Source organism: Gracilibacillus sp. D59 (genome assembly GCF_052246695.1).
Lineage (GTDB): Bacteria > Bacillota > Bacilli > Bacillales > Amphibacillaceae > Gracilibacillus.
This window is the reverse complement of the sequence record NZ_JBQQCK010000003.1, coordinates 99,221-115,099: the sequence shown is the minus strand read 5'-3', so window position 1 is coordinate 115,099 and position 15,879 is coordinate 99,221. Positions and strand designations below refer to the sequence as shown.

The following is a 15,879-nucleotide window of genomic DNA, read 5'->3' as shown; positions in this document are numbered from 1 at the left end:
AATAGTTTCATATGTAGTCAAAAAACGTGTGTTACGGCAGAAAATCTCTGCCGTAACATTTTGTCAAACAATAAAGTTTTACTCTTCTTCTGCAAGACTTTTATTCATTACTGCTGCGGCATCTTTCGCTGCTTCTTCCACCGTTTTATCACCTGTAAAAGCACCAATTAATTCTTCGTAAGCTTTATCTTCCCATATAGCAGTTGTTTGCGAATATGGTCTAATTTGAGCATAATCTACCATATCAATAAATGCTTGAACATCATAGGTATCATTAGAGTTTACCCAATCATCTGCAGCACCTTCATAAGCAGAAATAGCCACACCTAATTCAGCTTGCCTTGTTTGACCTTTTTTAGAGCTTAAATATTCAACCCATTTCCAAGCTTCATCAGGATGTTCGGTATTGTGAGCGATAGCGTTTCCAAGACCATTAAATATAGATGCTCGTCCTCCATCATTTGCTGCTGGCAACACTGTAACATCAAAGTTTTCTGCCATATATTCATTTTCAGTAAATCCAGTTAAGTTCCAAGAACCGAAGAATCCCATAGCTACTTGACCATTTTGTAAATGATTTACTCTTTCTGCATCAGAATATTCTTCCGGTGATAGTCCTTCTTTAACAAAGTTTACATAATACTCTAAAGCTTCGATAGTTTTTGGATCATCATATCCAGATTGTTTATCGTCAGTAATGATTGTTCCATCATTTTGATATACAAAGTTATAATAACCTTCTTGATTGTGTAATGGTGTTAAAATACCATACTGTGAATCATCATCCTTAGTCAATGCTTTTGCTGCATTATATAGATCATCCCAAGTCCAAGTTTCATCCGGATAATCTACACCTGCTTCGTCAAACATTGTTTTGTTATACCAAAGACCAATAGTATCGTAATCTTTTGGAATTGCATATTGGTTTCCTTTGTAATTATAGATGGATGTTAATCCTTCTGGGAATTTATCCATTTCTACTAGATCACTATTTTCAATTTGCTCATTTAAATTTAGTAACATCTCATTAGAGGCATATCGATAAATTTCATTTGAGTGCATCCAGAATACATCAGGCATAGACCCGCTTGTTGCTCCTGCTTCTAATAAAGTCCAGTAATCTGACCAACCTGTCACCTGAATATTAATTTTAATGTTTGGATTTTCTGCTTCAAATTCATCAGCAATTTGGCGCAAGCCACTTTCTTGATTCGAATCCCAAATAGCAAAGTCTAATGTCACTACTTCGCCAGATCCAGATTCTTCGTTTTTTTCCTCATTATTGCCTTCTGTCTCAGTTGCATCATTCTCCGCGTTTGTTGGTTCATCTGTATTTGTATCGTCTCCACATGCCACTAAAAGCATTATCATGAATAAGACAAATGCTGAGATAAACATCATTCTTTTTTTCATACCTAATTGCCTCCTCTTTTTTAAAAATATATATATTATATTACAATTACTTATGGTGGAATGTAATGGAGTTTTGTTATCTCTACATAGAATAATGTAAGGGGATACATAAGGAGGTCGTTCAAAGATTTTTAAGTGTTGTACCTTTAATATTCTATAATTATGAACACTCTGATGAATCGCCAACAAATAAGTTAATAAATTATGAATCTGATGTTTTGGCTAAAAGGGATACCACTTATTCAAATGAGATTAAATAAACCCCGCCTCTAAATACAGAAACGGGATTTATTATAGTGCGTTTTCGTTTGTTTTTGTGGGATAAACTGTATATTCGTTAACTTTCATACCTTTGGGAAAATCAATCGCTATTACCATTACCATTAAATATGCTCTTTAGCACACACAACTTACATTGTACTAATATCAATCACAAATCGATACTTCACATCTGAAGCTAATACTCGTTCATAAGCTTCATCAATTTGATCCGCTGAGATTATTTCAATGTTAGGTGCAATGTTATGTTCTGCACAGAATTCCAACATTTCCTGAGTCTCACGGATGCTTCCAATCATTGAACCTGCAAATGAGCGACGATGACCGATAAGAGAGAACGCATTTACTCCCAACGGCTCTGCGGGTGCACCAACATTTACTAGGGTACCATCTAATGTTAACAGGGAAAGGTAAGCATTTATATCGATTTTTGCACTTACTGTGTTAATGATCAGATCAAACGTACCTGCAAGTTTCTCGAACGATTCAGGATCACTTGTAGCATAGTATTCTTTTGCACCAAATTGTAAGCCGTCTTCCTTTTTATTCAATGTTTGTGACAATACTGTAACTTCTGCACCCATGGCGTGGGCAATTTTAACAGCCATGTGACCAAGACCGCCCATTCCAACAACTGCTACTTTCTTATCTGGACCAGCCTCCCAATGATTTAATGGAGAATATGTCGTAATACCTGCACAAAGTAATGGTGCTGCGGCATCAAGTCCAATATTATCTGGAATTCTAACTACAAAGTCCTCTGTTACAACAATATGAGTAGAATAACCACCCTGAGTTGGCTCTCCATATTTATCAACACCAGCGTAAGTAGGAACATTTCCTTTCAAGCAATATTGTTCTTCTCCGTTACGGCAATTGTTGCATTCACCACAGGAGTCAACCATACATCCTACACCTACACGGTCTCCGACATTATATTTTGTTACTTCTGGTCCAACAGCTGTAACAACACCTGCAATCTCATGGCCAGGTACAAGAGGATAATTTACTTCCCCCCATTCGCCATGTGCAGTGTGAATGTCCGAGTGACAAATACCTGCATATTTAATTTCAATCTGAACATCATGCAAATCAAGATCACGTCGTTTAATTTCAGCTGCTCGAAAAGGTTTATTTGGACCATCGACAGCTCGTGCTTTAGCAGTTAACATTAATAGAACCTCCTATCATTTTACTTTTAGAAAGAGATGATTGGTTTATCTCTTTAAAACTATAATAATCCCTAGAGTTAACTCTAGATCAAGTGATTGACTTTATATTTTTTTAATAGATGACGAGTCATCTTCACATTGCTTTAAGATGCCTTTGACCTTCATGAATTATCATGCTAAAATTACCAAAATCATACATCAAAGTTAACTCGAGGTCTAAATTATTAATAGAAAAGGAGATATATGATGAAGATATATTCTATCAGTGAAGTTGCTAAAGAATTGAATCTTACAGTATACACCTTGCGCTACTACGATAAAGAGGGACTTATGCCTTTTGTAGAACGGACAGCAAGTGGAACACGAATGTTTAAAGAATCTGATATCGAGGCTTTGAAAGTAATTGAATGTTTGAAATCCACTGGGATGCCTATTAAAGAAATTAAAAGCTTCATTGATTGGTGTTCTGACGGGGATTCGACACTGCAAAAAAGATATGACATGTTTATGGAAAGAAAAGCTTGTGTAGAAGCTCAGATGGAAGAACTGAAAAAAACAATGGAGCTCATCGAGCATAAATGCTTATATTACCAGACTGCATTGGAAGCCGGCACAGAAGATATTCACAAAAAGAATAAAATAGAGATTCCTATTACTAAATAATACAAGCCACCTGTATTCTATTATGCACAGGTGGCTTATTTGTATGTTTTTTAACTGCTTTCCTTACGTATCTTTATTTTCACAACATCAGTCTCCATCATCCATTTTATTCCATAAAAAACTACCTGGAGATACCAGGCAGTTTCTCATTATTTTTTGTCAATAATATTTTGATCTTTTGCCATTTGCTTCGCTATCCTTGGTGCATCCCATAGTGATGGGAGAAGAAGTAAAGAAACTGGCGCTGCTGTTACGACAATAAAGTTTTGCAGCATACCGACCGTTTCCTCGCCAATCGCTAACAGTGAAACAGCAACAACTCCAAACATTAGTGCCCAAAAGACTCGAATTAAACGACTAGGCTCATCGTTTCCTCTTAAAGTCACCGCAACAGTATAGGACATTGAATCAGCCGTTGTCGCAACAAAAATAACCGATACAATTATAAAACCAATCGCCAATACGATTCCAAATGGGATTTGGTTCATAATTGCCATCACAGTTGCCGGCATACCACTTTCATTTAGTGCAGTTGAAATAGAACCTGGGTTTTCCATTTCATAAAAAATACCTGAACCACCAACTACAGTGAACCAAAAATTACTGACAATCGGAGCAATAATGGCTACGGCGATAATCAATTCTCTTATTGTTCTTCCTCGAGATATTCTGCTGATGAACATCGCCATCATTGGACCATAGCCGATAAACCAACCCCAGAAAAAAATCGTCCATGACCCTAGCCAATCCTGATCTACCCGATATAAACTCATAGTTAAATAGTGTTGCAGATAAAACGCTTCTGAACCAATAAATAGATCAATAATAAACAAGGTTGGCCCGAGAATTAACATAGCAAACATTAAAACAACGACCAAACTGACATTTAATCGACTTAGCCATTGGATACCTCGCTCAATACCAGTGGCCGCCGAAATCGAAGCAATTACAGCTAAAAAGATAATAATCAAAGACTGTGTGATAAAAGTATTCGAAATCCCCCATACAGCTTCCAATCCATAACCGACTTGAAGACCCAGAAAACCGATTGGTCCTATTGTTCCAGCCGCTGTTGCTACAATGGAGACAATGTCAGCCAAAGAGCCAAGAAAACTATTTTTAAATATCTTCTTTCCAAACATTGGATATAAAAAGGTCCGTGGCTTAAGTGGATAGCCTTTGTGATAATGGACATACATAAGCACAATCGTAGTTAAAGTGCCCAAACTTGCCCATGCCGTGAAGCCCCAGTGTAGATAACTTTGTGCCATTGCAGGAAAGGAAGCTGCCATTGTTCCTTCTTCAATACCTGTAAATAGCGGGGGTGTTGTCAAGTAATGATACATTGGTCCAGCTGCAGCCCAAAAGACTCCCCCACTAGCTAAAAGTGTACATAAAATCATGGCAATCCAACGAAAATTGCTATTCTCCGGCTTCTCCATTTTGCCAAGCCGTACTCTTCCATATTTACTAAAAGCTAGTATCAATCCAATGACAAACATCACGAGCAGTAACACTTGCCAATAGGCACCAAAATACTTTGCTGTAAAAGAGAAGGAATCACTGATCCACTGCCCAACTAATTTTTCATTAAAAATGGAAGCGATGACGAATAGAATAAGCAGTCCTCCACTTATAATAAACGTCGTCCAATCCAATATTGTCTTCTTCCTAGTACGGTCTTCCATTCTTTTCCTCCTATAATATTGCCAGATAACTTTTTGTCATTTTTCACGGCGCTAACCGTCTGTAAGCCCCCCACTTCAAGCTTCAAGTAACACAAGGAAGCTATTATGAGGGAGATAACAGGCGCTAACACCCTGATAAGTTTCGCTATTGATCAGCAGGGGCCAAAACCCCCACTGATCATAGTCTCACTTTATTATTCATGTCCTAGATCCATAAACTTATTAATTCAAAAAAGTTAAAGATAAATTTTTGCGTATTTTAAACACAGACAATCAATTATAGGTTAGTGAGGAAAATAAGTCAAAAACATCTTTTCAACTATGGAAAGTTTGCCTTAACGTTAATCAGATTGCGCATTACTATACTAATTTTGCTACTTCCTTCTTGTTACGGAGAATGTGGGAAGAAGATATATTAGATTATGATGACTTATTCATTGGCTTTTGAGATTATAAATCATCAAATAGAAGATACAAGATTCAAATAAAATAACTAGCCAAGCCAAAAATGGCTACAATCAGTGAAAAATTGTGTAACTTTAAAAGTAAAGTGCATTATTCATATGCTAGGTAAGCTGATAACATCCATACATATTTTTCATACCTACCTTGTAAAGCAATTAATAAATCAGCTGTAGGCTCATCATTATTCTCATTTGCTAGATGTAATCCTTCATTTCGAATTTCAGAAATAATTTGCTTATAATTATCCATTAGCTGTTGAATAATCTCATTCTCTTTATCATCAGCATTCGCTTCCACTAATGTAGCTTCTTCTAAATACTTAGACATGACAGCCAAAGGTTTTCCATCAATCGCTAAAATTCTTTCTGCCACTTCATCTAAATCTTCGGCAATTTGATTGTACATTTCTTCAAAGGTAGCATGTAGCTGAAAGAAATGCCTCCCTTGAACAAACCAGTGATAGCGATGTAACTTAACGTATAACACAAAATGATTTGATAATAATTGGTTCAAAAAATTAATTAATCTTTGATTATCCATATAAACCCACCTTTTAACGCATTTTATAAACCTTATTTTCGCGAAGTTTTATGGATTTATACATAGATACTTTACTCCTCGAAACATTGTATCTAGCTCATATGAAGATATTCATTAAAAGAATCCTCATACTTTTTCTTACTTTATACAAAAATTAAAAACACTCACTAAAAATGATTTCAACATTTGTGAGTGTTTATTTCACGGAATTCAGGTTATTAATTGTTTTGATCAATTCTAATCCCAGTAAATTTCATTTCGGTCATGTCTTCAATGGCATATTTTACGTCCTCTTTTCCAACACCACTTTGCTTCACGCCACCATACGGATGATTCTCCTGCCTGTACGTTGAGATTTCTGTCAATTTTGAACAACTAGAGGCTGCTCCTCCCTGACCACCTCGTATATAATCATCCGATTGATACTACCCTTGTGTAAATATACTATCAATTAATTACTATCTTTATTTAAAGCATCCCATTCTCCGTTATTTACTCGATCAGCTAGTAACTTAATAAATAACCCTCCAACAACTGACCGATTTCTAAACCCAGCTACATTTCCATCAATCGTATAGTACCAATCCGTAAATGGTACACGAGAAGATGATTCGTGCAGAAAATCCCATAAAGGATGAACCATTTGTTCAAAATCTTCTTTATTATCCGCTAGAGCGGCTACCCAAATGAGCCAATCTGCTTTTGTATAGGTTTTTCGATTATCTAATGGTGTACCATATTGATTCCTTTTTCTTAAATAGTAGGCTACTTCCTTTTTCTTAATTTGCGAATCAAAAATATTTAAACCAAAGAGCTCATCCCAGACTAAATTGTATTTTAAACTCCAAGTCTCTGGCTGATTGAAAGCCAATCTATAGTGGTCATTTTCCTCCGCCAATGATTCCCAACGATCTGCCATCTGCTTAGCCGTTTCAAGATGTTCTTGACATGCCTCTTCATTTTCTAACATGCGGGAAAGTAAACCATAACTTGCGATACCGATAATTGCTTTGATCGACAAATTTGCATTGTGCGCTAAATGACCACCAAAATCGTCTGTACATAACTGATTTCCAGGATCCATTCCATTTTGTTTTAAATATTCCACCCATTGAGTGAGTGAATTCCAGTGTTCTGCAGCAAAATCAGCATTTCCTTCTGCTAGGCACACGGCTGCAGTCATAATCAACATATTACCGCACTCTTCGATCGGCATTTGTCTTTCGATAGCCATCCCATATGCTTGACCGTTTGCAATAGGGTATCTTCCTACATCGTGTGGAGCAAAGTCAAATGGCCATTCGTCGGATGAAGCATAGCGGAATATGGGTCTTAACATACCTTTTACGAGTTCAGGGTTTTTTAGTAGAAATAACGGAATTGATGGGTAGCTTACGTCCACAGTTGCTAAACAACCGTTACTAAAATTCTCCTTGGATAAAAATAGTACATCACCATTTTCATCTGCTACAAGTTTATGTGCAGCAATTGCCTGACGGTATGATAGCGCAAGAATATCTGCATATTTATCTCCCCCGGAACGTTCGGCATCTACGGTTAACTGTACATTAAATTGCTTACATTTCTCTACAATTTCTTGGTATTCATTTATCGTTGCAAGCAGCATGTCTTCAAAAGTTTATCCTTTTCTAGCCCAGTACCCAGGAAGTTGCTTATGGAAATACTCGATAGATAATTTATCTTCATAAGCTAAGACAAGATAATGAGACTGTTCTTTTACCCCAACAGTACCATAATCTATTACAGTAGCAAGCACTGGCATATCATCTTCAATTGCTCGCGGGAAATTAGTGTCATCCTCCACAGGCAATTGTTGGCTATTTATAAATTGATCACGAAGACTTGTCGATCCAATCATAGTATCTGCTGCTGTTGATGAGGGCGTTACCAAGCATGCATACCCCCAATCGATACGAATGTTATCACCTTTACGTTTAAGCACAGCTTGTTTTTCTGTTCCAATCCGCAGTACTTGACTTCCATCTTCAAGATTATTTCGTGATGCAACAACTTCTTGTATTGGGACATCCACACACAATTCTGCTGTAAAATCATAATAAATTTGTACTTCATGCTTGTTACCGTCATTAGATACTGCATTTATCGTTACATAAGTTGCAGGTCTTGACAGAATATCAAGATTATCCATTAGGAGTGGGGTTGTAAAATCAATTGTGAGAGTTATCCCCCCTCCCTCAAAAGTATAAACACTAGACAAAGGCTCAACATTCAGATTTGTTTGTTGTAAGGCAGGAGCATCCAATGATTTGAAATCACTACGACGATCTTTTCCACCCATAAATCGCCATACCGTTCCGTCTATTACTGCTAATCCTACCATACCGTTATGTGTTCCAGTCCAATGAATAGTCTCCGCATCATACAAATGATTCGCATTAGACCAAATATTGAAATAAGGGTCTACAGTTACTAATGGTACTGCTGGTGGTCTTAGATTTGTTTTCATTATTATAATCCTCTCCCCTACACTTATATATATATTGAAAAACTTTTCTACTACTCCCCTGATGGTACCTTAATCGGAACTGCCGTGGACAAAGGAACGCCGAAGTCAGGTGTACCATCCTCTTTCCATTCAAATTTTTGAATACGTGTACTGCGCAGATTACTGCCACCTTCCGACTCAGGGATAGCATGGTATACTATCCAATCCTCCGTTCCGTCTGGTGATTGCGTAAAACCATTATGTCCTGGTGCAAACACTCCATTTTCTTCAGACTTTTTAAAAACAGGATTTGGTGATTTGGTCCAAAATGTTGGATCCAATACATCGGCTTCTGCCGCCGCAGTCAACATGCCAATTGAATAATCATCTGACCATGTGGTACTAGCCGAGTAAACTAGGAATAGTTTGTTATTTCTCTTCAACATCACAGGTCCTTCGTTTATTGCCATACCGCCCTGCATTTCCCATTCGTATTCTGGCTTCGACAACATGACATTTGAGCCAATCAACGTCCATGGATTAACCATTTCTGCAATATAAAGTGCTGAACCATAATTAGGGAAGTTTCCATATCCTGCATATACAAAGTATAGTTTGTCTTTATGCTCAAAAACTGTTCCATCCAATCCAGGGTATTCAGTATTTACAAATCCACGTTCTAGCCATTCACCTTTAAAAGGGTCTTGTGCGGTATTTTCCAAAACAAATATTTTCCGTGTCATGTCACCGCCTTTTCCATCGTTGGCAGTAAAATAAACATACCACTTTCCATTTACTTTATGAATTTCCGGAGCCCATAAATTTTTACTATTTATTCCTTCCTGAGGTGGAGTCCAGATAGTCTTACATTCCCCATTGGCAATACCACTCAAAGTAGAAGATTTCCATAAATCAAGACGGTTTCTTCTAGTAGTCATAAAATAATACGTGCTATTATCTTTATACACCCACGGATCAGGTCCCGGATCCATTAATGGATTTTGAAAAGTATGATTTATCAAATTTATACCTTCTTTCTATTTATGACATTTTTTTTAGAAAAACGGGCTTGCTACGCCAAGCTTTTAGATGCCGGCTATTGCCTAGTTGTGCTTATACTAATTTCTAAAATGATGACTACGCCGGATTATCTTCGTTACTAATATTTTATCTTTTCCAATCAGTGGGAAGAAAGGACATCTAATGGAACAGCCTTATATTATTATGCAAAACTTTGTCTAGGCGGAATTGGCTTTTCAAGTTCACCGTAAACATCAACAAGCTTCATAAACAATTTAAGTTTTACATCAGCATATTCTGGATTATTATAAAGATTAGTAAATTCATTAGGATCTTCGTACAGATCATATAGTTCCCCTTCCTCCCGATCTAGGAAGTAATTTAACTTATACCGATCCTGAACTATAGTTTTCACATAAAAGTTTGGCTCTGCCCTATTTTCAATGAGGCACCAGTTACGTGTTTCTTGATTCGGTTTTTTCATCGTTGAAAGCTGACTAACTCCCTGCATTCTTGGACTTTTTTCTTGGCCAACTAGATCTAAAATAGTAGGAGCTATGTCAACATGGCTAATTAAAGAATTAGTTCTTTCTCCCGCTGGAAGTTGATTTTTCCACCTAACTAAAAATGGAACACGTATAATATCTTCATAATGGATAGGGCCTTTCAACCATAAACCGTGATTTCCAGCATAATCTCCATGGTCAGATGTAAAAATTACTACTGTATTATCAGCAATCCCTAGTTCATCCAATTTATCCAATATTCTTCCTACATGATGATCTATTAAACTTGTCATCCCATAGTAAGAAGCCAACCACTTTCTAGCACGATCATATCCGAGATTTTTATTCGTATGCCCTAAGCATTGAATCCCACCTGTACCATGACCAGGATCCGCTGTAACTTCAATATCTAATTCATCCATTCGATCTTCTATGAGACAGCGATGTATAAGCGGCTTATCATCCATTTCCCCTTCTTTCTCAATAAACGCTGGCATTTTTTCAGGGTCATACATACTATTCCATGGCTCAGGACAAAGAAAAGCATTATGTGGATCTTGGAAGCTACACCATGCCATAAAAGGCTCATCTGTGTCTTTATTTTCAATAAAATCAATTGTTTGATCAGCTGTCCAACGAGTGTAGTGATATTCTTCCGGTAAATCCCAAGAACCTTCACGATGTCCCCCGCCAGGACCAAAATATTTTTCAGGATCAATTCCTTGATCAATCAACCAAGCTCCATAATGCATGCCGTACGATGATTGTTCATCTGCGTGTCCGTGAACCAAACCAACTTTTTCAAACCCGTAGTAGGGTCCATTCCAGTTTTTCCAAAACTTTCGATCATGAATATGAGGGGGAGCTTCAAAACTTCCTTCTTTGATTACAGGTTTCAAATGCGCTTTTCCAAACAATCCTGTTGAATATCCACTTTCATGAAGTAACTGTGCAAAAGTTGTTCGATTCTCATCTAACTCAACACCTATATTCCAGCAACCGTGTCTAGAAGCATACTCCCCCGTAATAATCGAAGCTCTACTAGGGGAGCAGACAGGATTTGCAACATACGCACGTTCAAATGCCACCCCTTCACCAACTAAACGGTCTAAATTTGGTGTTTTAATATGTTCATTTCCTAGCGCTTGAATTGTATTCCAATGTTGTTGATCAGTCGTCATCAGCAATATATTAGGTTTATCATTTCCCATGCCCTTACCTCCTCATTTATATGTTTTTCTACTATCCTTTTATAATCATAAGAGTAATGTAATTTTAATCGATAATGAATGTTTGATTGTTAGGTTAGAGGTTGTCACTTTGTTAGATTTAAGATAGTAAAGGTGATAAAGTTGGCTCCAGATTAATACTGGAGCCACTTTATCTTTTAATTATTATTTTTTACTTTTCGATCAAATGGTCGGTCAGAAATATCGAATCCTGTGAACGAATTGAAAGTAGCTTCTAGATTATCTGTATATAGACCAACTTGTGTATCTCTATTCTTAAAAGGATCATCGACTTCAAAGATAAGCTCATTGTTGACCCACATATACAATTTCCCACTTGTTCTAACAGTTTTATAGAAATTTTGAGCGCTAATTTCTTCGCGAACCGCAAATGAGAATGGGCGATTGATAATTGATGGAACGTTCATACGAAGCTTTTCCGACACAATTGAATTGTCAAATTTCGCAATATGGTAATCGCCTCTACCAGTCCAATCATAGGAAAAGTCTAGACTATCCCATTGACCGGATTCACTATTCCAGTTATCAATACCAAGGTTCGGTGAATTTGGATCTGGTAGTTTAAATTCTCTATCAATCCAATTAGGTAAAAAATATTTCCCGTACAACCACAGTGGTTTCACTTGAGAAACCTCAGCTGGCGCACGTAAGTCATAAACATATTCTTTTTGGTCTAATCCTTTATCAAAGTTAGCGTTACCATAAATGGTTTCGCGTGCGGTTGAAGCTACATCAAGTAATGTTTCTTTTCCATTTTTGATTTGATAGATTTTAAATTGGTTTTTCGCATAGTCTGTGTACGCAACGACATAATTCTGATCATTAATATACTCAAGAACAATGCCTGCTTTTCCTTGTTCTGGCAATGATTCAGTATCGATATTCACTGAGAATTCATACTCTCGCATTGGATCACCTTTTACCGTTAGAGCTTCCCCATCAGATGGCGACTGTAACCCTTGTTCGGTAGTATTCCATTCCTTATCCCAATCATTAAAATATTTTCCATATTCACCCCAACCAATAGTTAAACTTACATTATCCATACGATAATTTGCTTCTTCACCAACGAAACCTACCATACCTGGAGTAGACATTTCTACGAGTTCTAAAACAGGTTCATCATTATTCAATTTGTAATGATCTAACTCTGCAAATAATTTGGAGCCATTTTTATACACTTTAAGCGTATGGTATTGCTCACCAAAGTCGCTTGCACGCTCATCGGAATGAAGGAATTCAAATGTATCTGGTAATGAATTCTTTTCCACGGTTACTTCCCCATTAATCGCATATACTATGATATACCTCCGGTCATCACGGTCAATGAATAACCGAACATAATTTTCCTCATCCTGATACCAAACCGTTACACCCGCCTGAGCTTTGTTTCCAAAATTAGATTCATCAAATTTAATATTCGTCTCTAAAAAGTAGTTCTCGATCTCATAATGCTTTAATAATATTTCGTTTACGCCATTCGGTGTTTGAATTTCAAGTGTTTGGTCCTTCATTATTATGCCCTCATGATTGGTGTATGCACTGCGACTTGATTCAGAATCAAACCGGTCTTGGAAGGTTGGTTGCCATGCATCAAAATGCTTATCTGGTGAATGAGTGGAAGTTGGTCCGTCAACAACCATTTCGTCACCCCAGAAATACACACGATCCTTGCCTTGACCATTATCACCATCCCACAGAGCTTTATAAGTTACCCATGTTTCAAATCCATTTGGCCCTTTAATTACATTTGGTTGCGTTGGCCCTACAATGTCAGCTTCCACTGGTTTTCCATTTGTATCATAAAGCCCAAAATCCACATGATAATACATTATCTCCGGTCCAATGGTACTTACTTCTGCTGCGACAACATTATCTCCCTCATGCAGGAATTCACTGGGTACTTCTATCATTTGATAGCTTCGTTGTTGTCCTTGTTGTTGATGCACCTCTTGTCCATTCACATATACTTTTCCATAGCCTTCAACACGAAGACGTAATGCTGTTGTCTCTGGTACACTATCTAGTTGAAATTCCCTACGCACCCATATGTTATCCGGTCCATTTGGGCTCCCCCATATATTACTTTGGTTTTCTTCACCGTCATTATAAATGCTGCGAATAAGCACATTTCGTTCTTTTAGCGGAAAGCCAAAACCGCCTTGTCCGCTTTTCCAATCATCAGTTGGCTCATAATTCGCATGCTGCCAATTTCCATCTGGTTCAGTGAATGTGTAATCGTAAGTTTGATAGCCATGCTCAGCAGTAGGTAAAATCACATCATACTTCAAAATCATTTCTTCTAAGTTTCGTGCGATTAATTTACCAGGGTATTTAGAGCTGTTATCAAAGGTATCGTAATGATCAGATTGCGCAACCCCCGTTTCATAAAGTCCTGTTCTTGGTGCCATATTGTTGCCCATATATAGCAAGTAATACTGGCCATTATCATAATACATTTCTTGCCCTTCAAAATTAAACTTATCAAAGCTTGCCCAATGCCCCTTTTGTGTATGGATTAACTCTTGTGCAGGACTACGCCCTTCACTTCCCTTTTCATTAAAGAAAGATTTAACCTTCCACATCCATGCCCCCGCATCAAACGACTTTGCTGCACCAGTATTTGGATCAGGTTCGAATGGGTTTACTTTACGCAGATAAAGTAATTCACCATCATGAGCAACAAAAAACTGCAAATCAATTCCTAAGTCAAACTTCTGCTCCCAAAAGCTATGACGAAAATCCGGAGTATTATTTATCGTACTAGGATCACCATGAACTAAATTGTTTCCATTAAATCCATAAAACATGACACCATTATGGAAAAATAAATCAGATGCTCCATACCTAGGATACACTCCATCAGCATACGGTGGCAGTGTAGATGGATCATCAGAGATCAATTCGTAAGCACTTTCCCAATGAATCATATCTTTGGAACGATAAACATGTCCTCGTGATCCTGTTCCCATCAAGTAGTAATACCCATTATATTTTTCAATTGTTCCATCATAAACTTTTACTTTTTCTCCCATTTGAGGACCTGACTTAACCGTGAATTTGTTATCCAGTTTGTTGGATTCGATTTTCCATGCTTCTTTAGCCTGGATATGGCCATAATTATATCTTGGTAATACTGTAGCAATCCCTATTAACAATATAATCAAACTATAACGGACACCTTTTTTTATCACTTTGTTAACCACCATCTTTCCATAATATTTAAGTTTCATAAGCATCAATTTTACCTTGATATCCCTCCTATCAAAAAATATAATTATAATTACAACATTTAATCTAATTGATTTTAAAGAATTATTGAATGTCCGTATGTTGGGGTAAATAATAGTAATTTGTTGGATGCGCTTTCATCCAAATATGGAGGTATAAAATTTGAAGGAATTTTCCCACGAATATGCAGATCATTGGTATTATAACCCAACTCCTTTACAGAAATCTGGCGGTCTTTGGCCTATTAGAGCTGGTAGAAATATTGCAAAATCTCATTATAAGATGGGACCAAGAATGATTACATATTTTAGTATTCATTTTGTCTTAGAAGGAGAAGGCTACTTTAAACAAAATAATATAAATACACCTATACAAACAGGGGATATTTTCTGTTTATTCCCAAATCAAACACATCAATATAAAACAGATAGTGAGAAAAAACTCAAAATGTTTTGGTTTGCTTTTGATGGCAAGCAAGCACATCCTATTGTAAACAGGATTGGATTATCCGAATATTCTTCCCATGTGAAAGGGATTGTCACCGATGAAATCATTACAATCATCAATGAACTTTCTAATCATTTGCAAAACATTGGAGATCATGATGATTTACAAAGTATAAGCGTGATTTATAAGCTCTTCCATCATTTGGCTATTCGAGCAAAGGAATTAAACATATCGAGTGCATCCACTACGGACTGGCTGCAGAGGAGTAAAGAATATATGAATATGCACTTTGCTGAAAATATATCGGTTACGGATGTTTCTGAATATATAGGGTTAAATCGCTCACATTTCACTACTTCTTTTACCGAAAAGACTGGTCAAACACCTAGTCGGTACATTCTCCATTTAAAAATGAATAAAGCATTAGAATTGCTGTCTGAACCGGCCTACACAATAACCGAAATGGCACTAACACTTGGTTATTCAGATTTATATTCTTTTTCAAGAGCATTCAAAAACTACTTTGGCGTATCACCAAATCAATACCTTGATGAACAGCGTTTACCCAGCCTTAAAAACTCCTCTTCAGATTGATTCAGATGAGTTTTTTAATCTATGTTATTAATTGAAATGGGCTTGATATCAACAATAATATTAGCGGTAAGATTCCATACGAATATGATTGCCCTACTTTCTCAGTTATTAATAAACATATTTAGTGAGACTACCATGAGTGGA

12 protein-coding genes are annotated in these 15,879 nt (G+C 36.9%); 2 read left to right on the top strand and 10 right to left on the bottom strand.

The annotated features are described in order from the left end of the window. Positions 1–78: 78 nt before the first annotated feature. Positions 79–1,413: an ABC transporter substrate-binding protein gene (locus ACTWP4_RS06890; RefSeq protein ID WP_443128025.1), complete on the bottom strand. Its 1,335-nt coding sequence runs from the start codon at positions 1,411–1,413 to the stop codon at positions 79–81. 410 nt (positions 1,414–1,823) lie between these two features. Further along, entirely contained in the window at positions 1,824–2,864 is a 1,041-nt protein-coding gene (locus ACTWP4_RS06885) for an NAD(P)-dependent alcohol dehydrogenase (protein ID WP_443128024.1), read from the bottom strand. A 246-nt stretch (positions 2,865–3,110) separates the two neighbouring features. On the opposite strand from ACTWP4_RS06885, the gene ACTWP4_RS06880 reads away from it, so the two are divergent. After that, a complete protein-coding gene (locus tag ACTWP4_RS06880) occupies positions 3,111–3,527 on the top strand; it encodes a MerR family transcriptional regulator (protein WP_443128023.1) in 417 nt (138 codons plus the stop codon). 149 nt (positions 3,528–3,676) lie between these two features. On the opposite strand, the gene ACTWP4_RS06875 is transcribed toward ACTWP4_RS06880, so the two are convergent. The 8 genes from ACTWP4_RS06875 to ACTWP4_RS06840 all read right to left on the bottom strand — a co-directional run bounded on the left by ACTWP4_RS06875 (position 3,677) and on the right by ACTWP4_RS06840 (position 14,657). Beyond that, positions 3,677–5,215, bottom strand: a complete 1,539-nt coding sequence (locus ACTWP4_RS06875; RefSeq protein WP_443128022.1) for a BCCT family transporter — start codon at positions 5,213–5,215, stop codon at positions 3,677–3,679. Between the two features lie 555 nt (positions 5,216–5,770). Next, positions 5,771–6,220 carry a Dps family protein gene (locus ACTWP4_RS06870; RefSeq protein WP_443128021.1) on the bottom strand — a complete coding sequence of 150 codons (450 nt, stop codon included), beginning with the start codon at positions 6,218–6,220 and terminating at the stop codon, positions 5,771–5,773. A gap of 218 nt (positions 6,221–6,438) precedes the next feature. After that, complete coding sequence (locus ACTWP4_RS06865; protein ID WP_443128020.1) at positions 6,439–6,585, bottom strand: aldehyde dehydrogenase family protein; 147 nt, start codon at positions 6,583–6,585, stop codon at positions 6,439–6,441. Positions 6,586–6,671: 86 nt separating this feature from the next. Then, complete coding sequence (locus ACTWP4_RS06860) at positions 6,672–7,847, bottom strand: glutaminase domain-containing protein (protein ID WP_443128019.1); 1,176 nt, start codon at positions 7,845–7,847, stop codon at positions 6,672–6,674. Between the two features lie 12 nt (positions 7,848–7,859). Further along, positions 7,860–8,708: a DUF5127 domain-containing protein gene (locus ACTWP4_RS06855; RefSeq protein ID WP_443128018.1), complete on the bottom strand. Its 849-nt coding sequence runs from the start codon at positions 8,706–8,708 to the stop codon at positions 7,860–7,862. A 50-nt stretch (positions 8,709–8,758) separates the two neighbouring features. Further along, the gene (locus ACTWP4_RS06850; protein ID WP_443128289.1) at positions 8,759–9,679 is read right to left on the bottom strand and encodes a glycoside hydrolase family 43 protein; all 921 of its coding nucleotides are present in this window, start codon (positions 9,677–9,679) and stop codon (positions 8,759–8,761) included. Positions 9,680–9,909: 230 nt separating this feature from the next. After that, positions 9,910–11,424, bottom strand: coding sequence for a sulfatase family protein (locus ACTWP4_RS06845; protein ID WP_443128017.1), 1,515 nt, complete (start codon positions 11,422–11,424; stop codon positions 9,910–9,912). A 176-nt stretch (positions 11,425–11,600) separates the two neighbouring features. After that, the gene (locus ACTWP4_RS06840) at positions 11,601–14,657 is read right to left on the bottom strand and encodes a hypothetical protein (RefSeq protein ID WP_443128016.1); all 3,057 of its coding nucleotides are present in this window, start codon (positions 14,655–14,657) and stop codon (positions 11,601–11,603) included. A gap of 199 nt (positions 14,658–14,856) precedes the next feature. On the opposite strand from ACTWP4_RS06840, the gene ACTWP4_RS06835 reads away from it, so the two are divergent. Beyond that, positions 14,857–15,735 (top strand): AraC family transcriptional regulator, encoded by an 879-nt coding sequence (locus ACTWP4_RS06835; RefSeq protein ID WP_443128015.1) that lies wholly within the window; start codon positions 14,857–14,859, stop codon positions 15,733–15,735. Positions 15,736–15,879: the final 144 nt, after the last annotated feature.